The sequence below is a fragment of the Natrinema sp. SYSU A 869 genome (genome assembly GCF_019879105.1).
Classification (GTDB): Archaea; Halobacteriota; Halobacteria; order Halobacteriales; family Natrialbaceae; genus Natrinema.
Map to the genome: position 1 here is coordinate 2,848,337 of NZ_CP082249.1, position 24,264 is coordinate 2,872,600.

Genomic DNA, 24,264 nt, shown 5'->3' on the forward strand with positions numbered 1-24,264 from the left:
CAGGGGCGAATGAGCGCTATCCGTCGAGGACGCCGCCCGCGTCGACCGCCGTCTCTCGAATCGCCGCCGCGTCGGGAGCCGCGAGGAGATGCGCCTCGCAGTTACAGTCCGATGCGCCGAATCCAGAGACGGATTCGCCGGGCAGCGACCGCGCCAGTTCACACTCCCGATCGGCATCCGGGAACGTGATCGCACTCTCGAGATGCGCCGCTGGATGACCGAGTAGATAATCGATGTGCCAGTGTCGAGTCTCACGGTTGCCGACGGCGAGTTCGCGGTGGCGATCAACGCGGCTGAAGCCGCCGGGGCCGAACGCGCTGCCGACGTAGGCGTACGCATCGGCGGCGAACTCGAGGTTTCCGAGCGCCCCGACCGAAATGCTCGTCGACTCGGTTACGCCAATTGCGAGGACGTACGTACCGCTCATACCGGATCGTCGGGACAGCGGTGGCAAAAACGAGGTGATTTCGGATCGTGGTGACGGATATCGGCCGGCGATTCGAAGCCGTTAGCCCGACCAATCCTCGTCATGGGCTCGACCCTCGCCGGTCGGTCGTTCATGGGTGTAGCTGTGTAGATCGGTGGGTTCGGTCGGTCGTCGATTCCCGATTCGGCCCGATCGACGCGCTAGTCGCTGATGATCGTAGTGCTGCGGTAGGTTTAGACCGAACGAGTGGATAAAACTCGAGCGTGAGTTCGCGTGAATGCCCATACCGGGGCAGAGCAGGGACTGAACTGGCGATAGACGGCTACCGGGGACGGTCGACCGGATCCGCTCTGGATCCGATTCGGTTTGAGTCCGTCTCCGCTCAAGTGAACGGCTCCAACTACCGGGAGTGGTTCGGCTGTGACAAGCCGTTTCCGAGGCCATAGACCTGCCGCGGGTCCGTGTTCGGACCGAACGCGAACAGCCCGCGAGCGGGTTCGTGTTCGTAGGTTACCCACTGTGGCAGAATCTGGGCCCCAATCAATTTGCGAACAGCCAGCTGTTTGAGCCGGGCGTCCGGCGCAAGGTGATCCGTCAGCCGCAGATCGATGATTCCGTCGAAGACGTACTCCTCCTCGGGATAGCCGTCCTGACCCGCCGTCGTCGCGGCGGCGACGATCGGCACAAATCGGGCCTTGCAGACGGTCGCTCGAACGTCTTTGATGAAGTCGTGCACCAACTGCTCCTGGAGCAACGACTCGAGTTCGTCCAGCGAGTCGATCGTGACCAGTCCCGTCTCGGTCATCTCGAGGTCGTCGAGCGCGCGGTGGAGACTGTTCGCCACCTCGCGACGGTCGCTCGGATCGCGGACCTCGACGATTGAATCTTCCGCGGCCTCGCCGACAACGTTGACCAGTCGGTTCGTCTGTCGAGGAAGTCGTCCCGGTCGTCAAGCCGATGAGTGAAGCAGTCGATGATCCGCAATCGGTCGTTTTCCAGCGCCGGGAGGACGTTCCAGCCGTTCCCGTAGAACCGTTCGAGCGTCGCCGTCGGCGGGTTAGCGACGGAGACGATGACGGCGGGTTCACCCCGCTCGAGTGCGCGCCAGACGAGTTCGGTCCCCAGTTCGGCGCGGCGGGTCCCTTCGTCGCCCGAGAGAAGGAGGAACGAGTCGGCAGGGATGCCGTTCGGAACGAGCGAGTCGAGCGGTTCGACGCCGGTAACGAACCGCTTGTACGCGTCGGGATCGGGCATCGTCGAGTCGTCGTCGGCGGCCTCGCGGCAGGCGGTCGAACAGTATCGCCCGTCGTCGCTCTCCTCGGGATCGCCCGGGATCGGGTAGTGACAGTGATCGCACTCGAGTGGATACTCGCGAGTGCGATCCGTCCAGAGCTGTTCTGACATACCGGAACGCTCTACCACGAACAGCATCAAAGAACCCTCCCCTGAACGATGAAGGTAACGCCGGGTTCGATCGTCGTCGGATGAGTTCCCCGACCGTCCGGTTCCGGGTCTCTCCCCTCATCGCCATCTGTCGCCAGGGTTTTCTCCGACAGTCCTGTCGGTTCCGTATGGACAACGCACTCGTTATCGGTGGTACTCGCTTCATCGGTCGCCACCTCGTGGACGACCTGCTGGCCCACGAGTACGATGTGACGGTTTTCAACCGAGGAAATCATGCGAACCCGTTCGAAGACGACAATCGAGTCGACCGCGTTGAGGGCGATCGGACGAACGACACGGCGCTCGAGGCCGCGGCGACGACGGTCGATCCCGACGCTGTCTTCGACTGCGTGGCCTACCACCCCAAGGACGTCCGCGCCGCGACTCGTCTCTTCGACGACTGCGAGGCCTATGTCTACATCTCGAGCGGCGCGGCCTACGCTCGCGAGGAGATTCCGAAACGGGAGGGCGAGACGCCCCTACACTCCTGTACGGCTGACCAGGCGACCGACGACTCGTTCGAGAGCTACGGAAATCGGAAGGCAGAGGGCGACCGCGCCGTCTTCGCGGCAGCCGACAACGGCGTTCGCGCCATGACCGTCCGACCGCCGATCGTCTATGGTCCCCACGACTACACCGAACGCTTGGACTGGTGGATTGACCGCATCAATCGCTTCGACCGGACCGTCGTCCCCGGCGACGGGACGAACCTCCGCCATCGTGTCTACGTCGAAGACGTCGCCAGCGCGCTCCGAATCGTCGCCGAACGCGGCGCGGCCGGCGAGGCCTACAACGTCGGCGACCGACGGCTCGTCACCCTCGAGGAGATGGTCGAGTTGATCGCCGATTGTCTCGACACCGGCGTCGATATCGTCCACGCTGGGACCCGAGAGCTCGCTGCCGGCGACATCGAACTCGACGACTACCCGCTCTACCGGACGTATCCCCACGTCCTCTCGACGGCGAAACTCGCTGCCCTCGGCTGGGAGTCGACGCCGCTCGAGGACGCAATGGCCCGGTCGGTCGACGACCATCTCGAGAGTGACCGGGACGGAGACGAGAACGGACCGGACCGGGAGGCCGAGGAGCGCGTGCTGAGTATCCTGGATACCCTCTGAGTAAGGCTATAGTAGCCACTGAAACGATTTACACACTGATCGCACAGCTGTCATGCGATCAGGTGTGCTGTGACTTTCAGTGGCTACTATAGTTCCGGAGTCGCTCGAGCCGACGCGCCGTTGACGGCGTGGCGGCGAGGCGCTCGTGGAGCCAACTTCTGTCGTCGGTTAGGTTCGGGGCGGCCTTGTACGCACTCGCGAGGACGTCGGCTCCCACTTCATCGGCCGCTCGGTGATCGGCGGCGACCTCACAGCGCTGGCAGTGCCGACAGCAGAGCGACCAGACGACGACGAGGACGGCGAGCGCGAGGATCACAGACGTCCAGACGGTTAGGCTTAGGAACAGGCTGAAGAGACCCGCCATGACGAGCGATCGCCGCTCGAGGAGCCAGAGTTCGTCAGCGGCGTCGGCGCGCGCACACAGTGCCGTCAGCTCGGCGTCGTCGAGGACATCGAACGCGTAGTCGGTGGCGTACAGCCGCCGGTTCCAGAACGGTCCCTCGAGGGAGAGGATGGCAGTTTCGGTCTCCTTGCCAGGGAACACGCCGGCAATCGTCGCAGTCAGGTCGGTACGGTTAGCTGCGGCCTCGAGCCGCCGTCGTTGTTCGGCCGTCGGGTTGCTGACCGCCTGCGAGAGCCGAATGTTGTGTTGTAACCAGCCGTACGTCCCGATGGCGAGGACGGCGAACAGGAGCAGGATCAGCCGCAGGTTCGGATCCGACGTCTCGAGGAGTACCGTGACGGGGGCGATCGCACCCAGACAGAATATCGCGATCGCCGCGAGATATTTTGCGAGGCGGGCGACGGCCGTCACGGCGCTGATCTCGAGATCATTGTGTTCGCGGGCGTAGGGAAAGACGCCGAGGTACGTGACGAGGACGGTGACGATCGTGCCAGCTGCCGTCGGCACCCAGGCGAGCGGCGCGGCGAGTCCGCCGGACAGCGCCGGATGAACGGACGAGAGCGCCGTCTCAGTGCCGGCGACCAGCCCGGAGAACACGAGGGTGAGGAAGGTAGCGAGCCCCACGACGGCGAGGAGCCGGTGCGTCCCGCGCGACTGCCGGTCGTCCTCGCCGTCGCCTCGGCGTCGAACCGCGTACCGTCCGTACAGCCGGCCTGTGGCGTAACCGACAACGAGCAGTCCAAACCAGCGGGCGAGTACCGAAATCATGTCTTCTGGTTCTAGTTGGAAAGTATACTATATGGCGTCTTCGACGTGATGGATCGTGTCGGACATCGGGAGAGCGGGTTCCGAGTCGATCGACTCTCGAACGGCTGGTGATTCCGGGCCGATCGGCGAGGCAACGAGGAAAGGCACATGTCCCAGGGGTGAGTCAGGTCAGGTATGTTCGAGAAGTCGACGTGGATCCGACTCCCGCGAAACGTCGTCGTCGGCCACGACGTTCGTAGCGAGGTCGTCGACGTAGTCGACGATCTCCACTTACAGGGACGGCCGCTGTTCGTCACGAGTCCGACGCCCCGTGAGGTCGCCGCGAACCCAATCGCGGCCGACTTCGAGGCCGCTGGGATCGACCCCGCGATCGTCACGATCGAAAAAGCGACCTTCGATGCCGTCGAACGGGTGATCGAGGTCGCCGAGGCCGAGGAGGTCTCCTATCTCGTCGGGATCGGCGGTGGGAAGGCCATCGACATCGCGAAACTGGCCAGTCACCACCTCGATATGGGCTTTCTCTCCGTCCCGACCGCAGCGAGCCACGACGGGATCGTCAGCAATCGCGGCTCCGTCCCGGACGGCGATTCCCGCCACAGCGTCGCCGCCGAACCGCCGCTGGCGGTCGTCGCCGACACCGGCATCCTCGCCGACGCGCCGTGGGAACTGACGACCGCCGGCTGCGCCGACATCATCTCCAACTACACCGCGGTGATGGACTGGCGGCTCGCTAACCGGCTCAAGGACGTCGAGTACTCCGAGTACGCCGCCGCGCTCTCGGAGATGACCGCCGAGATCCTCGTGGACAACGCCGACCTCATCCGGCCGGGCCTCGAGGAGTCGGCCTGGGTCGTCACCAAGGCGCTCATGTCCTCCGGTGTCGCGATGAGCATCGCCGGCTCCTCGCGGCCAGCCAGCGGGGCCGAACACCTCTTCTCGCATCAGCTCGATCGATTGGCCCCCGAGGCAGCCCTCCACGGCCACCAGGTCGGCGTCGGCTCGATCATGACCGCTTACCTCCACCAGGGAGAAGACGGTATCTGGCGCGACATTCGCGACGCGCTCTCGAGCATCGACGCGCCGACGACTGCCGCGGAACTGGGAATCGACGACGAGACCGTCATCGAGTCGCTGACTACCTGCCACGAGATCCGCGATCGCTACACGATTCTGGGCAACGGGATGAACGAGCGAGCCGCTCGAGACGTGGCAACGAAAACGGGCGTCATCGACTGAGACGATCACTGAGTCGAGCGGCAATCAATCTTACCCCAGATCGGCGCGCTCGAACCGCCAGATTCCCAGTGCGATCGGCACCACGAGCCAGGCGATCATGATGGCGACCATAATTTCGGACTGGAGATACCACGGGAAGCCGTTGGGAACAGTCTGATTCGGGAATACGAGCGTTGTTGAGCGGAGGTACGCCGCCGTCGGACTGATCAGCGACTGGACGAACATGATCTGATTGCCAGCGATATCGAGTCCCATGAGGTCGTTGAACACGTACTCGATGGCGAGGCGGAGTGGTCCGAAGAGGTTCAACACGTTCGTGACGAAGAAGAAGCCGATCGCGCCACCCATCGCACGCGATCGAGACGATGTCGCCGCGGAGATGCCGATCGCGACTGCGACGTAGGTGAGCGCGTAGAGTACCGTCAGTGCTGCGGCCCTGACGAAGAGTTCGGCCTCGATCGAGGGGTACCACGCCAGCGCGAGACCGGCGCTCAGCAGGAATGCGGCGAGGATCGACGCGGTGACGATCACCGTCCGCGTGAGGAACTTGCCGAGAACAACGTCTCGACGGCTGTTCGGGATCGAGAGTAGATACTTGATCCCGCCGGACTCGCGTTCGCCCGCGATCGCGAGGTACGCCGCGACGAGGGCGATCAGCGGAATGAACATCGCGCCGATACCGGTCAGCCCGTTCAAGGCGTTTTGCACGTTCGGTTCCGAAACGTTGGTCTGCCCGAAGTACAGGAACAACGCCATGATGACGGCATAGAACCCGCCGACGAACCAGATCACTTTGGATCGGCGGACGTCAAGGAAGTCCTTCTTCGCGACATCTAACGTACTCATGCCGGTACCTCCGGGGCCTGCGCCTCCTCGTCCGCCCGCTCGCTGTTCGTGTACGTGTTGAATAGCTGCTCGAGGGAGACGTCTTCGGAGATAATGTCACGAACGGCCGTCACGTCGGCGATGTGTCGGACGACGTCGACCTTAACCGATGAATCGGCACAGGTCGCCGTGATCGTCGTGCCGTCGATGCTGACCGAGCGCACACCCGCGAGCTGGCCCAATTCGAGGTGCTCGGGGACGGTTTCGACCTCGAGCGTGATGGGCGCGCCGAGGTCGAGTTCGCCCTGCAGTTCGTCGGGCGTCCCGGTCGCGGCCAGGTGACCCTCGTTCATGATGCCGATGCGGTCACAGACCGCTTCGACCTCGCCGAGGATGTGACTCGAGAAGAAGACGGAGGTACCGCGATCCGCCTCGTCGGCGATGATCTCGCGCATCTCCTGCATCCCTGTCGGATCCAGTCCCGAGGAGGGCTCGTCGAGAATCAGGAGGTCGGGATCGCCGACCAGCGCCATCCCGAAGCCGAGTCGCTGGGCCATCCCCTTCGAGTAGCCACCGGCGGGGCGGTCGCCGTCGCCGGCGAGGCCGACCCGTTCGAGGACTGCGTCGGGGTCGTCGTCGGTACCTTTCGTGTCGATGACCCACTGGAGGTGTTCGCGCGCGGTGAGTCGATCGTAGACGCTCGCGCCCTCCGGGAGGACGCCGATCCGTTCACGGATCGCTCCGGTTTCGTGTTGGGCGTCATAGCCTAACACCGTCGCGGACCCGTCGGAGGGGCGGACGAAGTCCAACAGCAAGTTGATTGTGGTCGACTTACCGGCACCGTTAGGCCCCAGAAAGCCGAATATCTCTCCTTCTTCGATGACCAGATCGAGGTCGTCGACGGCGAGGACCGAGTCGCCGTACCGCTTGGTGAGCGAGGACGTTTCAATGGCGACCATGACGGATGTTCCGTCGCCCCATCATGTATACTTTTTGTAGTTAACGGCGCGTATCGATCTGGTGGGGAGGAGATGGTTCAGACGTGTTCGTCCAGGAAATCTGCGATTTCGGCATAGGCCTCGATGCGGTTCTCGAGTTTCGAGAAGCCGTGGCCCTCGTCTTCGAAGATGAGTTTTCGGACCGGGACGCCTTGTTCGGCCGCCTGCTCGGCGATCTGTTTGGCCTCACCGACCGGGACACGGGGGTCGTTCTCCCCGTGAAGGACGAACAGTGGAGCCTCGATCTGCTCGACGTTGTTGATCGGTGAAATTTCCGCGAGGAACTCGCGATCCTCGGCGAGCGAGCCGTACTCGGCTTCTCGGAGTTCGCGCCGCCAATCACCCGTATTCTCGAGGAACGTGACGAAGTTGGCGATGCCGACGACGTCGACCCCTGCGGCCCAGAGGTCGGGGTACTCGGTCAGTGCGGCCAACACCATGAAGCCGCCGTAGGAGCCGCCCTTGGCGGTGATTCGGTCGGGGTCGATCGCGGGGTGGTCCTGGAGCCACTCGACACACGCTTTGATGTCGGCGACGGAGTCCATTCGATTCTCGACATCGTCGAGGCTGGCGTACTCCGACCCGTAGCCCGACGACCCCCTGACGTTCGGCTCGAAGTATGCGTAGCCCCGGTCGAGGAAGTACTGCTTGACGCTCGAGAACGAGGGCCGGCGCTGACCCTCGGGACCGCCGTGAATGTCGACGATGACGGGGACGTCATCGCCCTCAGCGGCGTCGGTTCCGTTGCCCGCCTCGTATGTATCGGGAAGGGTGAGGAAACCCGGAATCTCGAGTCCATCGAAGCTCTCGATGGCGACGAGATCTGAGTCGTCGAACGACTCGTGAGGGATGCCGGCGGTCGGCGCGCTGGTCCATTGCTCGGCCGCGCCGGTCTCGAGGTCGACCACGAAGACGTTCGTGTTGACCGTGTCCCCGGCTGTCGACAGGGCGAACTGCTCCGCGTCGGGATCAAAGCTGACGCCGCCGGAGATTCCGCCCGGAAGGTCGGGTTCGGGGAATGTTTCGAAGGCAGTCGGCTTGTCGGCGTTGAACTCCCCGACAGTCAGATCGGTGTAGCCCTCGACGTTTCGAGAGCAGACGAATCGGCCCGTCTCGTCGTCGAGCGCGATGCCGTCGACGTTCCATCCATCTCCGTCGATGACCGTCTCGAGGTCGCTGCTCTCGAGGTCGAGATACGCCAGATAGAGGGTGTCTGCCTTGCCCTCGTCGGTCACGAGATAGATACCCTCCCCGTCAGGAGCCCAGCTTGCACTCTGGTAGCGGACGTCGCCCTCGTGGGGCGTGAGGTGCTCGAGTTCGCGCTCGTCGCTTTCGAGGTCGAGGACGTACAGGTCCTGATCGAAATTGGAGTAGGCCTGCGAGACCAGCAGTCGGGAGTCGTCGGGACTCCAGCCGGACAACGAGAGCCAGCCGTCGCCCTCGTAGACGAGTTGCGCCGCATCGCCAGTCTCGTCGCGACCTTGCACGTAGACGTCGAAAACGGACTCATCGCGACGGTTCGACGTGAAGGCGAATCGCTCACCGTCGTGGCTCCAGCCGCCCCAGCGGTGTTTGGCGTCCGGCATCGCGGTGAGGTTCTCGATCTGGCCCGTCTCGGCGTCGAGCCGGAATAGCTGGGCGCGCTCGTTACCGCCCTCGTCCATCCCGAAGATCAGCTCCGGTCGCTCGGGCGACCACGAGGCGAAGGTCACCCGCTCGTCGTAGAAGGTCCGCTGCTCGGGCCACCCGTGGGGTTCCTCGAGGGTCCAGATCTGTGGCGTGCCGGTCGTGTCCATCAAGAAGGAGAGCCGTTCGCCGTCGGGACCGAACGAGGCACCGTAGGCGCTACGGATATTGAGGTAGCGCTCGATGTCGTAGCTGCTCATGTCAGAGCCGTACGGACTCGAGGGGGTAGTCGTTTCGGTCGGGGAGACGGAGTCGCGAGTGGCCGAGTATGGACCAGTTATCCCCCAGATGGCGATAGTCACGTGACTCGATCGATCCGGGAGTGATCCCCGGCGTCGCGTCGGGACGGTCCGGGATTGCTGTGCTTAACAAAGCCCTCAAGCGTGGCGAAGACGCTCGATGGCAGGAGAGACGCACGCGTCGTCGGTCGGGACCGTCCTCATAACGACCGTGATTATCCTCGCGGCGTTTGGGCTGACCGTCGCGGCCGTCGGTCCGGAACTGTTCGTCGCCGAGTCGGCCGACGAGCCCGCGGCCGACGACGAAACGGAGCCCCTGGGGACACAGGATGGCGACGATGCCGCGACAACTGGAGGCTCCGAGAACGAGAGCGATAACAGCGACGAGGGGACCGATCTCGAGGCCGATGAGTCCGACACTGATTCGATCGGGAGCGGCGGAACCGAGAGCCGTGAGAACGTGACCGTCGGCGCTACCGAAACCGAGGGAACTGAGAGCGACGGCAGCAACGAAACCGACGGCGGAAACGGGACTGACGCGGGCGCAATCGGGGGCGAGGAGTCCGGGGACGGCGAACTCGAGGACGGAAACGCCACTGATGGGGATGCTGGCGACGCGGATAGCGAGACCGATGCGGACGAACGTGGAGGCGATAGTGACCGGGGAAGTAGCGATGACGAGGACAGGAGCGATGACGATGCTGGCGACGAGAGCGAATCCGATACCGAAGGCGATGAGACGGACGACGAGAGCGCGGACGAAGACGACGAGGACGATACCGACGGCGGCTTCTTCTCAGGGTGACTCGTTCGGCCACGATTTCGTCCCGGCGACGAAAGGGGAGTGATCGACCGACGAATCGGTGACTGTCGAGCCGCATTCATTGGAAACAGGGTGGATTTTTATCCTTTCGCTGGCATGCTGTGAGCAGATGCGAATCGCGTTCGTCTCGTTCGAAACGGTTCACCACCGCGATACTGAGACGAACCAGCGGTTTCGGACCGTCTGTGACTTCCTCACGGAGCGCGGGCACGACGTTCACTGGTACTGTGCCGGGTTCTGGGTCGGTGAAGAGTCCACGTTCGAGCACGAGGACGTTACATACCATGCGGTCGCGACCGGGACGGAAGCTCGAACCTCGTTTCTCCTGCGATTGCCGTTCGTCCTCGCAGCTGCGAGCCCGGACGTGATTCACGTCGGCGCACAGCCACCGAGTCAGGTCATCGCGGCCAAGTGGGGTGCGACGATGGCGCGTGTGCCGCTCGTCCTCGAGTGGTACGGCGACGGCGGCATCGACGACACGCGGTGGACGCGGTTCGCGACGGGCCGCCCGGACCGGATCATCACGCCGTCGGAACTCGTTGGGACGTGGGTCCGGGAACTCGGGGCCGACGGCGACATCGTCGAGACGATCACGAACCCGGTCGACTGCGACCGGATCCGGAGCGTCGAGCCAGATGAGGACGTCGACGTGATCTACGCCCGACGACTCGACAAGGGTGCCAACCTCGAGAGCCTGTTGCTGGGACTGGCCGAACTCCGCGACCGCGATTGGCGGGCGACGGTCGTCGGCGACGGGCCCGAACGGGACGCCTACGAGGGGCTCGCGAGCGACCTCCGGATCGAAGATCGGGTGACCTTCGTCGGCGACCTCGACCTCGAGGAGCGGATCGCGGCCTACCGCGGGGCTCACGTCTTCGCACAGACGGCGGACCACTGCGTCTTCCCCACGGAGATGCTGTGGGCGCTGGCCGCGGGCTGTGTCGGCATCGTGGAGTACCACGCGAACTCGAGCGCCCACGAACTCGTCGAAGGGTGGGACCGGGGGTTCCGAACGACCAGCGAGGACGAACTCGCGGCGGCCATCCTCGACGCGGGCGACCTCGAGCACCGCACGTACGACGAGGCCTTCGCCGACTACGACCGGTCGGCAGTGGCCGACCGCTATCTCGAGCAGTACCGAACGCTCCGGGACGAGTACGGCATGCTGTAGGCAGTCGTCAGTGTGGTCGATCCCGTTCGGGATGATCCGCCATCGATCGGAGATACCTATATGTTGGTTCGTGAGAACGTTCGGATATGAACGACGATTGTGAGTTCTGCCGGATCGTCGCCGATGAGCGAGCGGCACACGTCCTCTACGAGAACGATCGAACGGTAGCGTTTCTCGACGAGAACCCGGCTGTGACGGGGCACAGCCTCGTGATTCCGCGGGCTCACGAGGATGACGTCCTGACAATCGACGAATCGACCTCGACGGCCGTCTTCGAGACGGTCCGCACCGTTTCGAGCGCGCTGGAGGGGGCACTCGATCCCAGCGGGTTCAGTGTCTTTCACACCACCGGGCCGCTGGTCGGGACCGTCGACCACGCCCACGTCCACCTCGTGCCTCGCTTTGCGGACGACGACGTGACGCTGTCGTTGCCGCGGGACCGACTCGAGGCCGACGAGGCGACACGACTGCAGAATCGCGTTCGAGCGCACCTATGACGAAGCAGTCAGGGCGAACGTCGAGTTGACGTTCAGCCCGTCGGTGATCGCTGCTTAGAGATCAAACTTCGCGGCCGCCGTCTCCATGTCCTTGTCGCCGCGCCCCGAGAGGTTCACGAGAATCGTGTCGTGCTCGCCGGCTTCCGCGAGTTCGATCGCGCGAGCAATTCCGTGGCTAGACTCGAGTGCGGGGATGATCCCCTCGGTTTCGCTCAGTTCCCTGAAGGCCGCGAGCGCTTCGTCGTCCGTGACGCCCGTGTATTCACAGCGACCGACGGCCCGGAACATGGCGTGTTCGGGGCCGACGCCGGGATAATCCAATCCCGCCGAAACGGAGTGGACATCGACGTCGTCGTCGATGACGCGCGTCTTCATGCCATGAATGACGTCGTCCTGTCCCTTCGCGAGCGGGGCCGCGTGCCTGCTCGAGTCCGATCCTTCGCCGCCGCCCTCGGCACCATAGAAGTCGACGGGGTCGTCGCGGAACGCGTGGAAGAGGCCGATCGCGTTCGATCCGCCGCCGACGCAGGCAACTGCCGCGTCGGGAAGACCGCCGGTCCGCTCCTGAATCTGTTCGCGAGCCTCTCGACCGATGACGCTCTGGAAGTCCCGAACCATCCGCGGGAACGGGTCGGGGCCGACAACGCTCCCCACCAGGTAGTGGGTGTCCTCGACGTTCTCCGCAAAGTCCTCAAGGGCCGCGTCGACGGCGTCAGCAAGCCCCTCGTCACCGCGGGTGACTTCGTTGACCTCCGCACCCATCAGGCGCATCCGGAAGACGTTCATCTCCTGGCGCTTGATGTCCTTTTTCCCCATGTAGATCTCCGTCTCGAGGCCGAGTAGAGCTCCGACCATCGCGGTCGCGGTACCGTGCTGACCGGCACCAGTCTCGGCGATCAGCCGGTCGCGACCGGCCTGCTTCGCGAGCAGGGCCTGTCCGAGACAGTTGTTGATCTTGTGGGCCCCACCGTGGAGCAGGTCTTCCCGCTTGAGGTAGATGTTGGCCCCGTAGCGCTCGCTCAGGTTGCGCGCGTAGTACAGCGGCGTCGGTCGACCGGCGAACTCCTCGAGCAGGTCCCGCAACTCGGACTGGAACTCCTCGGTGTTCGCGATGTCGTCGTAGGCCGTCGCGAGTTGCTCGAGCGGCTCTCGAAGCGGTTCCGGCACGTGTCGCCCCCCGTATCCCTCGAAGGCTCCGTTTTCCATGCTGATGGATTTCGCGCTCATCAACAAGTATGTTCCGCGGCAACGCCCGGTCTCCGCGGCCGGCGGTGGAAATATCACTGCGACTGTCGACAGGCCCGCACTTCTACCGGCCGGTCTCACTCGATTCGACGGCACATCGTCGGTGGGACACAGTCGGATTCGGGGCCGGCCGTCAGAACAACACCAGCAGCGCCGTCAGCGAGAGCGCACTACTGGCGAGCAGCGCCAACAGAACGACGAGAGCGGGCAGCAGTCCGGTTGCTCTGAGGTTACCGAGTCGGATTTCGGTCCCGAGGCCGACGAACGCGAGCGCGAACAGCCAGTCGTAGGCGTGCTCGATCGACGCCTGCTGTGCCGCGGAGAAGAGGCCGGCACTCGCGATGAGGGCGACTGCGAAGAATCCGAGAACAAACGTCGGAAACTCGTCCCAGAGCGTCCGAAGGGACGGGCGACTGCCGCCCCCGGATCGACTGTAGTACCCTGCGTACGCGAGCACGACGACGCCGATCAGCGCGTTTCTCGAGAGCTTCGTCATCGTCGCCCACTGTCCGGCTACTTCGGAGTGAGTGAAGCCGACCGCGACGACGGGCCCCGTCGAGAACATGCTGACACCGGCCCAGATCCCGAAGACCGTCCCAGACAGGTCCAGCAGATCGCCGACGATCGGGTAGAGGACGATCGTGATCGCATCGAACAGCAGGACCGTCGCCGCCGCGTAGGCGATCTGGTCCTCGCGCGCGCTGATGGCACCGGCGACCGCGACGACCGCGGAGACGCCGCAGATGCTGGCACCGGCCGCGAGCAGCGAGCCGAGTTGCTCGGTCAATCCGAAGACGTTTCGCGCGAGCAGTTCGACGAAGAGGAGCGAGAGCGCGGCAGCGACGACCACGAGGAGGAAGACTGGCCCGCCGACCGCGAGGACGGTGTCGACAGATATCGACGCGCCCATGAGGACGATCCCAGCGCCCAGCCACAGGGTATGCGTCGCGAGACCGGGCTCGAGGCGTTCCGGAACGCCGACGGCGTTCGTCGCGACGAACCCAAGTGCAATGGCGAGCAGCAGCCGGTTGAATCCGAGCGGCTGTGCTAGCGTCCGCGCCAGCAACGCACCGAGACAGAGGGCGACGAACCCCGGCAGGAGACGACGAACGACCATCTCGTCACCGGGGTGCCTGCGGTTCAAGTGCGGCGACCAGTGCGACGATCGCTGCCCCGACGACGGTCTTCCAGTCACGTTCCAGCGCCGACCAGCGGGCCGTCCCGGTGTCGACGTTCGACCGCCATCCATCGATCGCCATGTGTCCGGTCTCCCGACGCCGCCACAGTTAACAGTTGTCGATCGGTGATTCGGGCACATGTTTCCGACCCAGACGGCAGAGTCGTCAGCGAGAGAGCTTAGTTCGAGGTTCCCTTCTGGAGACGCTCGAGCAGCCCACATACCGTCGTTTGTTTGGTAATGTGGCAACTTTATCGACTACTCGCGGCGAATCGGACGACCAGTTGCAGCCGACGGGATATTCAGGGAGCCTTCACTTCCGTCTTCGACGATTCCAACCGATCATGGCCGGCGACGACCACCACGAGCCCGACGAACACTTAAAGCGAGTCCGCGAGCGCCTCCAGCAGGCGACCGACGGCGCGGACCGGACGGTCAAATCGCAACTGAACTCGATCACCGCGGGAGTGTTCGAAGAGCAGGAGGGACACCTGACCCAGACCGAACCCGGGCCGAAGGCCGACCGGATAGCCGAGGTCGCCGAGAAACTCGAGGGGCTCGCGGACGAGGTATCGGGCGAGACGGCCGAACACATCCTCGCCGCTCGTACCCACTGTCTCGAGTACCTCGAGGAAAGTAGCAGCGCCGAATAGGTCGACTATCTCCGTTCAGCGGTCGACGCTCCCGAGCACGATGTCGAGACTGCCAAGCGACGCGATCAGGTCCGCGACGTACTCGCCCTCGGACATCTCCGGCAGCGCGGAGAGGTTGTGGAAACACGGGCTGCGGATCTTGAATCGGGCTGGCGAGTTCGAACCGTCCGCGCGGATGTAGATTCCGAGTTCGCCCTTCGCGCTCTCGACGGCGCGGTAGGTTTCGGTCCCCGCGTCCGGCTTGAGCGTCCGCGGGACGTTGCTCTGGACGGTTCGCTCGTCTTCGGGCCAGTCCTCGAGCAAGTCGAGACACTGCTCGATGATCTTCGCGGACTCCTCGACCTCACGGAGGCGGACGAGCACGCGTGCGTGATTGTCGCAACTGTCCTCGGTGACAACGTCCCACTCGAGGTTGTCGTAGTAGCCGTAGGGGTCGTCCCGCCGGAGGTCGTAGTCGATGCCGGAGGCGCGGGCGACAGGGCCGGTACAGCCGTAGTCCTTGGCGACTTCGGGCTCGAGAACGCCGGTGTCGATCGTTCGAACCTGGAAGATTTCGTTACCGGTCAGCAGGTCGTGATACTCGTCGACCTTGGCGGGGAGCTCGTCGAGGAAGTCCCGGCACTTCTCGATGAACTCCGTGCGAGGTTCGGGCAGATCCCAGCAGACGCCGCCGAGCCGGAAGTAGTAGAACATCATCCGCTGGCCCGTGAGGTCCTCCAAGATGTCCTGGACGACCTCGCGGTCGCGCATGCCGTACTGGAAGATAGCCGTGAAGTCGCCGTAGACGTCTAAGGCGAACGTCGAGACCGCGAGGAAGTGGCCGAGCATCCGGCCGAACTCGGTCGACATCGTCCGCAGGATCTGGGCGTACTCGGGGACCTCGATGTCGGCGATATCCTCAATCACGCGGGCGACCGCCCACTCGTTGGGGAGGTTCGCCGTGTAGTCCCAGCGATTCGAATACGGGATGATCTGGTGGCGGTAGGTGCCGTTCTGGCACATCTGCTCCTCGCAGCGGTGCAAGTAGCCGATGTCGGGTTCGACGTCCACGACCGACTCGCCGTCGAGCACCGTCTCGAGGTGGAGGACGCCGTGGGTCGCCGGGTGGTGTGGCCCGATATTGAGCATCATCGTGTCCGACTCGGTGACGCGGTGGTCCGCCGCAAGCGGGTTCGCGTGTTCGGTGTAGCTGATGACCTGCGGTTTGTCCTGATCGTAGTCGAGTGCGAGCGGGTGTCCCTGCCACGACTCGGGGAGGAGAATTCGCGTGAGGTGGGGATGATCCGCGTACTCGATCCCGACGAGATCGAAGGCCTCCCGCTCGTGCCAGTCGGCCGTCCGGAAGACGGGTTCGGCAGACTCACAGACGGGTGCCCCCGTCGGCAGTGGGACGATCAGCGTCACCTCATGGGTCCGCCGATCGTACTTCGTCATGTGGATGATCGACTCGTAGCGGTCCTCGTACTGCTGGGGGGTGATACACGAGAGGTGGTCGAACCCTGCCTCATCACGCAGTAGGCGAACCACCGCCTGCACGTCGTCCGGCCGGATCACGAAGGCGGGCGCGTTCTTGTGGTCGTCCCGACCGATCGCGTACTCTGAGAGCAGGGTCTCAAGTGCGGCCTCGTCGACGCCCTCCTTGCGCTGGTGGTCGTACTCCGGGTCGATGCGCTCGCGCTCGGGCTCCGATGTCTCACTCATTTGGGTCCCCTCGCACGCCGACCGATGGCGCGTCTCGATAGCCTACAGGTGACGCGAAAATGAGGGTTTTCCCGCGTTCGCGTGACTCTCCGCGGAGAGTGAACAATATCGATCGGGAGCCGCATCCGGGGTCGGCCTCAGAGCCGGCCGTCCGGCCGAGCGGAATCGCTTATATGGATCGTCGCACGTAGCGTGAGTATGTCTCGAGGGATCGGCTGGTTCGACACGTTCCGCGAGGTCGCCCCCGAGTGGATCGTCGTCGTGCTCGGACTGGTAACTCAACTCGGCGACGTATGGTTTCTCGGAGCACTCGTCGGGACGCTCTACTGGCTGGAGACCGACAACCGGGAGCAGATCGCCGCCGTCTTCGGGCTGTTACTGGCCGGCCTCTCGCTCATCACGGCGCTGAAACATGTCTTCGCGCTGCCGCGGCCGGAACGCGTGCTCGTGGAGGCTGGGGTGCTCCCGAAGGCGGTCCACCCGCTGTACGAGGCCACTGCGACGGCGACCGGCTACGGGTTTCCGAGCGGTCACGCCCTGCTGACGACGATCGTCTACCTGAGCCTGGCCGAGTACGGCTCCGTCAGCACGCGCCGGCGTCGATATCTCGGAGCCGCCGGGATGGTGACAGCCGTCTGTTTCTCTCGGGTCGGTCTCGGCGTGCACTACCTCGTCGATGTCGTCGTCGGCGTCGGCGTCGGACTGGTCTTTCTCCTCCTCACATGGGGGCTCCTGAATCGGTATCCCTCCCGTCGGGGCACGCTCGGATTCGGACTGGCCGTCGCCCTCGCGGCCGTCGCGCTCGTGACGAGTGCCGTCGACTCCGACGCCGTCCTCCTGTTCGGCGCGTCGATTGGCGGGTTCGCCGGCTGGCAGTTCGTCGCCCTCGCTCAAGGGCTGGACGAGGGACACGGCCCGATTCGAACGAGTCGCGCGCTCACCGCGAGAGCCGTCGCCGTCGCAACCGGGATCGCGTCGCTCGTCGCCCTTTCGGGCTACTACTGGCCCGTCTTGTTGCTTGCCGGAAGCGGCGTCCTCGGGTTCGTCGTCGCCGCGTTCGTCACTGTCCCCGTGTTCTATCACTCCGAGCGCGGGAGCGGTATCTGAGCGAGCGTGGCCGCTCGTCGCCGTTCCGAGTCATCGCCGACTCGAGGGGTATCACTCGAGAGTGGGCCGGGGAGCCGCGCTGGAAAGACGGTCGCGGCAACGGAAGGGGGCCTTCACTGATCGTTCGCCGCCGAATCGTCGTCCTCCGGGGCGTCTTCCTCGTCCGCCTCCGATTCGGACTCGTCCTCGTCCGACGGCTCGACCTTCATCTCGGAGGCGTCCTCCGCGGGGCCCGCCTCGGGTTCCGTGTCCGCGGTCTGGGTCGGCTGGGCCTGTGTCGGGTCCGGCCCCGTGGCCTCGCCGGTCTCGTCGGCCATCGCCGAGTCGGAGACGTCGACCGCCACGTCGTCGGTGTCAGTCTCGCGCCGGGGGTCCGCTTCTTCGTCTCCGAGATCCGGTCTAGACTGGGATTCGTCGCCGTCCGGCTCGTCAGTGAACTCGATCTGCGAGCCAGACGCATCTACGTCGTCGATTCCCCGTTCATCCGAGATCTCACCGTCGGAGCCGATCTCGGATTCCCGGCCGGAATCGACGCGCGTGGCGGCGGCGCTGGCCTGATCGGACGTGTCCTTCCTCTCGGTGCCATCCTCGACCTCCGGGACGCCGTTCTCCGTCCCGGACTCGCCGTTCGAGCGCCGCTTGTGGAGCCCGAACCCGACCAGCCCGCTGCCGGCGATGCCGAGCGGAATCGCCTGCGGCCGGTCCGCGGCCATCGAGCGGATCGCGGCCGCGAGCAAGAGTCCGCCGCCGATCAGCGGTAGCATCCCGCTCGCGGTCGCATCGGACACTGCCGACGCAAGTCGGCCGGCCGGTGCATCTAGCTCCTCGAGATCCTCGATCTCCTCGAGGTTGGTGAAGTCGTCCATCGAGACATCCGTCGTCGCATCGTCATCATGGTGTGCAGTCATCGGAAGGCCTCCGAGCAACGGTGCTAGTGGCCGTCTGCCGACGGCCGATCTGGGCCGTTCTCGCGTCACCTGTCGGGCCACCAGCGTCCGCTCGTGGACCGTACGTGGTCCGGTCGGATGAAAGTGAGACTGGCAGATGAATACCCGACTCCATCGGTGTCAGGCTGCTGTGGCTCCCGGATCGATATCGGATATTGCCGTACTCGGGCGTATCCGACCGGAAATCAGCCGGTAGCCGATATTGTAGCCCTGCATACTCCGGGCGGACGACCTTCCCTGCTTACCGTGGAAGTAGCGTATCCATGTCGGACTCGAACGGACGTGACGACGAGTCACATTGTGCTGTGCGGAATGTCGTTTTCATAGTTCTCGATACGGCGCGGGCGAAAAGCGTCGGGATGCAGTCGTTTCCGGCCGATCGAAACGCACCAACGGCCGATCCCATCGGAATCCAATCGGCTCCGGGGGATCGACCAGGCTCGAGCGGTGATTCCGTTGGCGCACGCCCGACACCGACGCTGACGCGCCTCGCCGAAGAGGGGACCGCTTTCGAGAACGCGTTCGCGACCGCGCCCTGGACGCTCCCCTCTCACGCGTCGTTTTTCACCGGGACCTATCCCTCTGAACACGGCACGCACGGCGGTCATACCTATCTCGACGACGATCTGCGAACCATGCCCGAGGCCTTCGCCGACGCAGGATTCGAGACGATCGGCGTCTCGAACAACACCTGGATCACCGAGGAGTTCGGGTTCGACCGCGGCTTCGAGGACCTCCGCAAGGGCTGGCAGTACATCCAGTCCGACGCCGACATGGGCGCGGTTGTCCGCGGCGAGGATCTCCGGGAGAAACTCGGCGCGACCCGGGACCGAATCCTTGACGGGAACCCGTTCGTCAACGCCGCCAACATCCTCTACAGCGAACTGCTACAGCCGGCCGGCGACGACGGCTCCGACCGGTCGACGGACTGGATCGCCGACTGGCTCGCGGACCGGGACGACGACCGGCCCTTTTTCCTGTTCTGTAACTTCATCGAACCCCACGTCCAGTACGATCCGCCCGCGGAGTACGCCGAACGATTCCTCCCCGAGGGGGCCAGTTACGAAGAGGCGACCGCGATCAGGCAGGATCCTCGCGCCTACGACTGTAACGACTACGACATCTCCGATCACGAGTTCGCCCTGCTCCGGGGGCTCTATCGGGCCGAACTCGCCTACGTCGACCACCAGGTCGGCAAGCTCCGAACCGCCCTCGAGGACGCAGGCGAGTGGGAAGACACCCTGTTTGTCGTTTGTGGCGACCACGGCGAGCACATCGGCGAACACGGCTTCTTCGGGCACCAGTACAACCTCTACGACACGCTGCTCAACGTCCCGCTGGTCTGTCACGGCGGCTCCTTCACTGGCGGCGGGCGACGCCACGACCTTGTGCAACTCCTCGATATCCCCGCCACGCTGCTCGAGACGGCCGGAATCGACGATCCCGAGCTACGTGAGCAGTGGTCGAGCAGATCACTTCACCCCGAGTCGGATGCCCAAGACCGCGATGCCGTCTTCGCCGAGTACGTCGCCCCCCAGCCCTCGATCGAGCGCCTCGAGACTAGGTTCGGCGAGATTCCGGATCGTGTTCGGGAGTTCGATCGCCGGCTGCGGGCAGTCCGTACAACCGAGTACAAGTACGTCCGCGGCGACGACGGCTTCGAGCGGCTCCACCGCGTCCGAACCGATCCGCTCGAGCACACCGATATCAGTGACGAGAAGCCCGAGCGGGTCCGGGCGTTACGACGGCGACTCGAGGAGCGCTTCGAACCGTTCACCGAGGCGAGCGCGTCGGGCGAAGTCGAGATGCGCGACGGGACGAAAGAGCGATTGGCGGATCTCGGCTACCTCTGAGACGGTCCCGAGAGTGCGGCGGAGGCCCCAGCACAGTCGCCGGCGGTGATCGCGTTGATCAGAGTCCCGCTACCATTCGGACGTACTGACTGTCTCCCGCTCACCGGCGAGTTGTCGATACGCACCGACGAGAACGGCGGCGCCGAATAGGGTGAAAACGCCGGACGTGATCGCGGTCACCAGATTGCCGACGATGGGAGCCACGCCGACGACAGTGAATACGAGACTAACCAGACCGCTGCCGACGCCGATAACGGCCCCGAGAATGAAGAGGCGAATTCGATTCTCAGACGTGAGTTCCCAACTTCGCTCGAGTGACTCGATGACGCCGGCGTCCTCGATGACGACGGCGATGGGGGCGAACACGAGGCAGACTGCGAGGAAGATTCCGGGGAAGAGGAGGAAGACAGACCCGATCAGCACCGCGAAGAAGGTGATGACAGTGACGACGACCAGCACGCCGGCGGTTCGGACGAGTCGGCGGGTATGGTCGGCCGTCGGAACGTCGTTGATATCCGAATACAGCGCCCGTATCGTCACGACGCCGAGCACGCTACCGACGAGCATGAGAAGGGCGGTCAGTCCGCCACCGATGGAGATCGGAAGATCGACGGCGAGAGGATAGGTCTGTGAGAACTCCTCGTCGGGGAACAATTCAGTGAACAGACCCGAGAAGAACGATTGGACGCTTACCTGCGTCACGAGTTGGAACAGGACGTATACGGCGAGGAGAATCGCTCCGCCGCGTGTCGTGATTCGATCGAACCCGTAACTGAGTGCTCGCTCGATGCTAAGTTTATAACTCATAGCTGTTAATTTCTATCGGTTATGTATACCACCATTGATTTAATACATGAAATTTGAAATCGGTGTCGGACTGTCGGACGAATCTGTCGATCGGTCTCGGCAGCTTCCGGTAGCGCGGTAGTCAGTTCGGTCTGTCTCGTCATCTCAGACCTGCAGATATCCATTGACCTCCTCCCGCGCCTAAAGACGGAGGTATGCGCTATCGCTCTGTATCAACCGTTGTTCGAGAGACGATGTGCAGGCATATCAAGCGTCCAACTGTCCACCCCGGGAGGCTTCTGTCCGTCGTCGGAACGTCGTCGCATGTCCGCCACTCCGTCGTCCGACGCGGCGTCGTTTCCCTTTCCGACGCAGTTTGTCTACGAGGGACCGCTCAACCGGTTTCGGGCCGCTGTCGACATCGCTCCTACGGGTATCGATGATGTGACGGTTGAAGCCGGCCCGCGTCACCTTCGAGTCATCGTCGATCTGGGTGACCACGTCGCCGAACGAGCCGTTCGGCCGCTTCCAGACGACCTCGTCTTCGGTGACGATCACGAGGCCGTCTATAACAACGGCGTCCTCACCGTCTCGCTGAGTACCCGCTCACGAGAGTGATAACGCCGCCTCGCCAGCCCCGGCAGCCGGAGTAATCGAACGCCGACCGCCGGCGTGTACCCGGCCGGAGCGACCCACGGAACGGTGTCACCGGTATTCGCTTGCTCCACGTTGATTCCCGACGGCATCGAATCACGGGTACAGCGATGAGTAACGATTACTATACGAAGGACGACTTCGCGGGCGACCTCGAGATCGACGACTCTCGCTTCGATCAGGATCCGGACGAGGAAACGATCGACGAAGCCGTCTCGAACATCGAAGAACGGAATATCGAGGTCCACGTCGTCGACGACGGTGAGGCCGCACGCGAGTATCTCCGTGATCAGATTCCCGACGGAGCCGAAGTGATGGACGGTCACTCGACGACGCTCGAGGAGATCGGCTTCACCGACGACCTCGAGGCAGCGGACGGGTTCGACTACCTCGGCAACCGGATCGGGGAGATCGACGACGACGAGGAGCGGTTCCGGGCGCGACGCGAGGCGGTTACCGCCGACGTCTTCGTCGACAGCGTCAACGCGATCGCCGAGAGTGGCGAGTTGCTCGGGGCCAACGCGCTCGGCAACGCCGTCGGCGCATGGGCATTCGGTGCAGAGTCGCTCGTACTGGTTGGCAGCACGAACAAGATCGTCGGCAACTGGTCGAGCGCCGTCGAGCGGATCCGTGAGTATGCCTACCCGCTCGAGGACGCCCGCGCCGAAGAGGCGTACGGGCAGGGAAGCGTCGTCGGCAAGCTCGTCTCCCTCGAGCACGAACGGGTCGACGACCGCACCCAACTCGTGTTGATCGACGAGCGACACGGGTTCTAAGGGACGCACAGAGCGCAGTATCGGTCATCGCACATCGTCGCCAGCGTGCCTGCAGCACGTTTTTGCTGACCACGCCGATAGGTGAACGCGAGCCGCGGGAATTGACCAATGGCCACCCCCGACGCACGCTCCGGTAACGGATTCGTCTCGTTCTTTCGCAGCTATACGAAGACGTGGATTCACGCGGTCGCAACGGCCGGCCTGACGGCGTTCGGGACGCTGACGATCTTCCACCGCGGGTTCATCGTCCTCGCGCTCGCCTCCTACGTCGTGCCGCCGCTCGTGCTGTATTTCCGCGGGGGAGCAGGAGACCAGTCCGATCAGACGGCCGCTGTCGACCGCGAGGCGGACGATCCAGCAGACGACCGAGAGACGAAATCGGAAGCGGCGACGACCACATCGCTCGAGCACGCCGACAGTGGAGCCGATTCCGAGACCAAGAGGACACCGGACAGCGGTGATGCTGCAGTGTACAGTGAGGACCACGACGTCGAACCCGGCGGCAACGACGCGATCGGGGCCGATCGAGCGGTCGAACGCGGTCGGGAGAGCGACGCCGACCGCGCGCTCGACTGGCGGCTCGTCGATGTCCCCACCGACGCGACACTCCGAGATGTCTGCGTGACCGCAGCCGGCGCGGTCTACGCAGTCGGCGAGAACGGACTGGTTCTCACCGGAGCGGCCGCCGACGGTGCCGGAACCGACGCGTGGTCGATCGCCCTCGAAGACGGGCCGGCCGCCGAGGGAGACGAACTCACTGGCGTCGACGCGACCGACGGCGGCGACGCGATCTGGGTCGCGGGCGATAGTGGTTCGGTGGGACGACTCGAGGCCGAGACGGGGCTCCACACGGATTACACGGCCCCTGCGGATATCACTGACAACTGGATGGGGGTCGCCGTCGGCGGTGAGAGTGGTGACGAGACGGTCCTCTTGATCAACGGCTCCGGGGCCGTTCTCCGCGGCCGCTATCGCGACGGCGCAATCTCGTGGGACGGACCAATCAAACCCGGTAGCGGCTCGAGTCTAAGCGCGATCGCGCTCGCGGAGCCGTCGGTCGGCTACTGCTGTGATACGAACGACAGCGTCTTCGAGACGACCGACGGCGGGGAATCGTTCGATCGTGTCGGCCTCGAGGGAGCCGGCGGTACACTCGAGAACCTCGCGACGCTGGGACAGGGCGACTGCCTGGTGAGCGCGGACGACGGCATCGTCCACCGCTACGGCGGCTCGACGTGGACACCGGAGCGGGTCGGCGACGAGGCGGTCTGTGGGATCACCCGTCGCGAGGGCGAGACGATCGCCTGCGACGCGGACGGCGTGATCTACGAGCGAACGCTCGCGGCTGACTGGGAACAGGTCGACACGCAGGCACCGGAATCGCTCATCGCCGTTTCGATGGATATCGACGGAGAGCGAGTGGTTGCGGTCGGCGAGGACGGGACCGTCGTCGAACGACGCTGAGAGGGTGGTGACGGTATGTCGTCACTGTACCTAGATCTCGAGTCTCGAGCAGGTCCGGAACATCGATCGCGTCGATGATCCTCGAGACCGTGGTCTTGGAGTCAGTACGCCTGATCCAGCCAGCGGACAGTCGGTGACACGGACTACTTCGCGGACCTATCGGATCGGCGTATTCAAGGCCAATCGCCTTTCCGTTCCGGGGCGGATATCCATCCGTCACGACCGCACAGCGGGGCATCTCACGTTTACCCCGCAGACGGGCGTGAA

22 protein-coding genes and 1 pseudogene are annotated in these 24,264 nt (G+C 64.3%); 11 read left to right on the forward strand and 12 right to left on the reverse strand.

What is annotated here, in order from left to right:
- Positions 1-16: 16 nt before the first annotated feature.
- Together K6I40_RS22225 and K6I40_RS22230 are read right to left on the reverse strand one after the other, a co-directional pair.
- The gene (locus K6I40_RS22225; RefSeq protein ID WP_222916702.1) at positions 17-427 is read right to left on the reverse strand and encodes a GIY-YIG nuclease family protein; all 411 of its coding nucleotides are present in this window, start codon (positions 425-427) and stop codon (positions 17-19) included.
- A 400-nt stretch (positions 428-827) separates the two neighbouring features.
- Positions 828-1,831: pseudogene (locus K6I40_RS22230) on the reverse strand (ATPase domain-containing protein).
- A 167-nt stretch (positions 1,832-1,998) separates the two neighbouring features.
- Between K6I40_RS22230 and K6I40_RS22235 the strand changes: the two are divergent.
- Positions 1,999-2,988, forward strand: coding sequence for an NAD-dependent epimerase/dehydratase family protein (locus K6I40_RS22235; RefSeq protein WP_222916704.1), 990 nt, complete (start codon positions 1,999-2,001; stop codon positions 2,986-2,988).
- 76 nt (positions 2,989-3,064) lie between these two features.
- Here the strand turns inward: K6I40_RS22235 and K6I40_RS22240 are convergent, their stop codons facing one another.
- The gene (locus K6I40_RS22240; protein ID WP_222916706.1) at positions 3,065-4,159 is read right to left on the reverse strand and encodes a peptidase; all 1,095 of its coding nucleotides are present in this window, start codon (positions 4,157-4,159) and stop codon (positions 3,065-3,067) included.
- A 174-nt stretch (positions 4,160-4,333) separates the two neighbouring features.
- On the opposite strand from K6I40_RS22240, the gene K6I40_RS22245 reads away from it, so the two are divergent.
- Positions 4,334-5,395, forward strand: a complete 1,062-nt coding sequence (locus tag K6I40_RS22245) for an NAD(P)-dependent glycerol-1-phosphate dehydrogenase (RefSeq protein ID WP_222916708.1) — start codon at positions 4,334-4,336, stop codon at positions 5,393-5,395.
- 30 nt (positions 5,396-5,425) lie between these two features.
- On the opposite strand, the gene K6I40_RS22250 is transcribed toward K6I40_RS22245, so the two are convergent.
- From K6I40_RS22250 to K6I40_RS22260, 3 genes are all read right to left on the reverse strand, one after another.
- On the reverse strand, positions 5,426-6,241 hold the full coding sequence (locus K6I40_RS22250; RefSeq protein WP_222916710.1) for an ABC transporter permease: 816 nt from the start codon (positions 6,239-6,241) through the stop codon (positions 5,426-5,428).
- On the reverse strand, positions 6,238-7,179 hold the full coding sequence (locus tag K6I40_RS22255) for an ABC transporter ATP-binding protein (RefSeq protein ID WP_222916712.1): 942 nt from the start codon (positions 7,177-7,179) through the stop codon (positions 6,238-6,240). The genes K6I40_RS22250 and K6I40_RS22255 overlap by 4 nt, the downstream gene beginning before the upstream one ends.
- Positions 7,180-7,256: 77 nt before the next feature.
- On the reverse strand, positions 7,257-9,104 hold the full coding sequence (locus tag K6I40_RS22260; protein ID WP_222916714.1) for a S9 family peptidase: 1,848 nt from the start codon (positions 9,102-9,104) through the stop codon (positions 7,257-7,259).
- A gap of 199 nt (positions 9,105-9,303) precedes the next feature.
- Here K6I40_RS22260 and K6I40_RS22265 point away from each other — a divergent pair, with 199 nt between their 5' ends.
- The 3 genes from K6I40_RS22265 to K6I40_RS22275 all read left to right on the forward strand — a co-directional run bounded on the left by K6I40_RS22265 (position 9,304) and on the right by K6I40_RS22275 (position 11,634).
- On the forward strand, positions 9,304-9,948 hold the full coding sequence (locus K6I40_RS22265; RefSeq protein ID WP_222916716.1) for a hypothetical protein: 645 nt from the start codon (positions 9,304-9,306) through the stop codon (positions 9,946-9,948).
- A gap of 127 nt (positions 9,949-10,075) precedes the next feature.
- Entirely contained in the window at positions 10,076-11,137 is a 1,062-nt protein-coding gene (locus tag K6I40_RS22270; protein ID WP_222916718.1) for a glycosyltransferase family 4 protein, read from the forward strand.
- 86 nt (positions 11,138-11,223) lie between these two features.
- Positions 11,224-11,634 (forward strand): HIT domain-containing protein, encoded by a 411-nt coding sequence (locus K6I40_RS22275; protein ID WP_222916720.1) that lies wholly within the window; start codon positions 11,224-11,226, stop codon positions 11,632-11,634.
- A gap of 54 nt (positions 11,635-11,688) precedes the next feature.
- Here the strand turns inward: K6I40_RS22275 and trpB are convergent, their stop codons facing one another.
- From trpB to K6I40_RS22290, 3 genes are all read right to left on the reverse strand, one after another.
- The gene (trpB, locus tag K6I40_RS22280) at positions 11,689-12,840 is read right to left on the reverse strand and encodes a tryptophan synthase subunit beta (RefSeq protein WP_222920432.1); all 1,152 of its coding nucleotides are present in this window, start codon (positions 12,838-12,840) and stop codon (positions 11,689-11,691) included.
- Between the two features lie 172 nt (positions 12,841-13,012).
- On the reverse strand, positions 13,013-13,996 hold the full coding sequence (locus K6I40_RS22285; protein ID WP_222916722.1) for a putative sulfate exporter family transporter: 984 nt from the start codon (positions 13,994-13,996) through the stop codon (positions 13,013-13,015).
- Positions 13,997-14,000: 4 nt separating this feature from the next.
- The gene (locus K6I40_RS22290; protein ID WP_222916724.1) at positions 14,001-14,138 is read right to left on the reverse strand and encodes a hypothetical protein; all 138 of its coding nucleotides are present in this window, start codon (positions 14,136-14,138) and stop codon (positions 14,001-14,003) included.
- A gap of 262 nt (positions 14,139-14,400) precedes the next feature.
- Between K6I40_RS22290 and K6I40_RS22295 the strand changes: the two genes are divergently transcribed.
- Positions 14,401-14,709, forward strand: a complete 309-nt coding sequence (locus K6I40_RS22295) for a hypothetical protein (protein ID WP_255681833.1) — start codon at positions 14,401-14,403, stop codon at positions 14,707-14,709.
- 15 nt (positions 14,710-14,724) lie between these two features.
- Here K6I40_RS22295 and K6I40_RS22300 read toward each other — a convergent pair whose 3' ends face one another.
- Positions 14,725-16,410, reverse strand: a complete 1,686-nt coding sequence (locus K6I40_RS22300) for an NADH-quinone oxidoreductase subunit D (RefSeq protein WP_222916726.1) — start codon at positions 16,408-16,410, stop codon at positions 14,725-14,727.
- A gap of 198 nt (positions 16,411-16,608) precedes the next feature.
- On the opposite strand from K6I40_RS22300, the gene K6I40_RS22305 reads away from it, so the two are divergent.
- Positions 16,609-17,517, forward strand: coding sequence for a phosphatase PAP2 family protein (locus K6I40_RS22305; protein WP_222916728.1), 909 nt, complete (start codon positions 16,609-16,611; stop codon positions 17,515-17,517).
- A 113-nt stretch (positions 17,518-17,630) separates the two neighbouring features.
- Here K6I40_RS22305 and K6I40_RS22310 read toward each other — a convergent pair whose 3' ends face one another.
- Positions 17,631-18,425 (reverse strand): hypothetical protein, encoded by a 795-nt coding sequence (locus K6I40_RS22310; protein ID WP_222916730.1) that lies wholly within the window; start codon positions 18,423-18,425, stop codon positions 17,631-17,633.
- Positions 18,426-18,727: 302 nt separating this feature from the next.
- Here K6I40_RS22310 and K6I40_RS22315 point away from each other — a divergent pair, with 302 nt between their 5' ends.
- Entirely contained in the window at positions 18,728-20,317 is a 1,590-nt protein-coding gene (locus tag K6I40_RS22315; RefSeq protein WP_222916732.1) for a sulfatase, read from the forward strand.
- Between the two features lie 69 nt (positions 20,318-20,386).
- Here K6I40_RS22315 and K6I40_RS22320 read toward each other — a convergent pair whose 3' ends face one another.
- Positions 20,387-21,124, reverse strand: coding sequence for a hypothetical protein (locus K6I40_RS22320; RefSeq protein ID WP_222916735.1), 738 nt, complete (start codon positions 21,122-21,124; stop codon positions 20,387-20,389).
- Positions 21,125-21,427: 303 nt separating this feature from the next.
- On the opposite strand from K6I40_RS22320, the gene K6I40_RS22325 reads away from it, so the two are divergent.
- The 3 genes from K6I40_RS22325 (at position 21,428) to K6I40_RS22335 (ending at position 23,997) form a co-directional block, all read left to right on the forward strand.
- Positions 21,428-21,721, forward strand: coding sequence for an Hsp20/alpha crystallin family protein (locus K6I40_RS22325; RefSeq protein WP_222916737.1), 294 nt, complete (start codon positions 21,428-21,430; stop codon positions 21,719-21,721).
- A 146-nt stretch (positions 21,722-21,867) separates the two neighbouring features.
- Entirely contained in the window at positions 21,868-22,533 is a 666-nt protein-coding gene (locus tag K6I40_RS22330; protein ID WP_222916739.1) for a lactate utilization protein, read from the forward strand.
- A gap of 108 nt (positions 22,534-22,641) precedes the next feature.
- Positions 22,642-23,997 carry a hypothetical protein gene (locus K6I40_RS22335; RefSeq protein ID WP_222916741.1) on the forward strand — a complete coding sequence of 452 codons (1,356 nt, stop codon included), beginning with the start codon at positions 22,642-22,644 and terminating at the stop codon, positions 23,995-23,997.
- Positions 23,998-24,264: the final 267 nt, after the last annotated feature.

Bases quoted from the DNA above. Each gene is read 5' to 3' on its own strand.
- K6I40_RS22285 (WP_222916722.1), bottom strand. From the start codon at position 13,996: ATGGTCGTTCGTCGTCTCCTGCCGGGGTTCGTCGCCCTCTGTCTCGGT.
- K6I40_RS22290 (WP_222916724.1), bottom strand. From the start codon at position 14,138: ATGGCGATCGATGGATGGCGGTCGAACGTCGACACCGGGACGGCCCGC.
- K6I40_RS22245 (WP_222916708.1), top strand. From the start codon at position 4,334: ATGTTCGAGAAGTCGACGTGGATCCGACTCCCGCGAAACGTCGTCGTC.
- K6I40_RS22225 (WP_222916702.1), bottom strand. From the start codon at position 427: ATGAGCGGTACGTACGTCCTCGCAATTGGCGTAACCGAGTCGACGAGC.
- K6I40_RS22325 (WP_222916737.1), top strand. From the start codon at position 21,428: ATGTCCGCCACTCCGTCGTCCGACGCGGCGTCGTTTCCCTTTCCGACG.
- K6I40_RS22295 (WP_255681833.1), top strand. From the start codon at position 14,401: ATGGCCGGCGACGACCACCACGAGCCCGACGAACACTTAAAGCGAGTC.
- K6I40_RS22310 (WP_222916730.1), bottom strand. From the start codon at position 18,425: ATGACTGCACACCATGATGACGATGCGACGACGGATGTCTCGATGGAC.
- K6I40_RS22275 (WP_222916720.1), top strand. From the start codon at position 11,224: ATGAACGACGATTGTGAGTTCTGCCGGATCGTCGCCGATGAGCGAGCG.
- K6I40_RS22300 (WP_222916726.1), bottom strand. From the start codon at position 16,410: ATGAGTGAGACATCGGAGCCCGAGCGCGAGCGCATCGACCCGGAGTAC.
- K6I40_RS22320 (WP_222916735.1), bottom strand. From the start codon at position 21,124: ATGAGTTATAAACTTAGCATCGAGCGAGCACTCAGTTACGGGTTCGAT.
- K6I40_RS22255 (WP_222916712.1), bottom strand. From the start codon at position 7,179: ATGGTCGCCATTGAAACGTCCTCGCTCACCAAGCGGTACGGCGACTCG.
- K6I40_RS22240 (WP_222916706.1), bottom strand. From the start codon at position 4,159: ATGATTTCGGTACTCGCCCGCTGGTTTGGACTGCTCGTTGTCGGTTAC.
- trpB (WP_222920432.1), bottom strand. From the start codon at position 12,840: ATGGAAAACGGAGCCTTCGAGGGATACGGGGGGCGACACGTGCCGGAA.
- K6I40_RS22335 (WP_222916741.1), top strand. From the start codon at position 22,642: ATGGCCACCCCCGACGCACGCTCCGGTAACGGATTCGTCTCGTTCTTT.
- K6I40_RS22330 (WP_222916739.1), top strand. From the start codon at position 21,868: ATGAGTAACGATTACTATACGAAGGACGACTTCGCGGGCGACCTCGAG.
- K6I40_RS22305 (WP_222916728.1), top strand. From the start codon at position 16,609: ATGTCTCGAGGGATCGGCTGGTTCGACACGTTCCGCGAGGTCGCCCCC.
- K6I40_RS22315 (WP_222916732.1), top strand. From the start codon at position 18,728: ATGTCGGACTCGAACGGACGTGACGACGAGTCACATTGTGCTGTGCGG.
- K6I40_RS22270 (WP_222916718.1), top strand. From the start codon at position 10,076: ATGCGAATCGCGTTCGTCTCGTTCGAAACGGTTCACCACCGCGATACT.
- K6I40_RS22235 (WP_222916704.1), top strand. From the start codon at position 1,999: ATGGACAACGCACTCGTTATCGGTGGTACTCGCTTCATCGGTCGCCAC.
- K6I40_RS22250 (WP_222916710.1), bottom strand. From the start codon at position 6,241: ATGAGTACGTTAGATGTCGCGAAGAAGGACTTCCTTGACGTCCGCCGA.
- K6I40_RS22265 (WP_222916716.1), top strand. From the start codon at position 9,304: ATGGCAGGAGAGACGCACGCGTCGTCGGTCGGGACCGTCCTCATAACG.
- K6I40_RS22260 (WP_222916714.1), bottom strand. From the start codon at position 9,104: ATGAGCAGCTACGACATCGAGCGCTACCTCAATATCCGTAGCGCCTAC.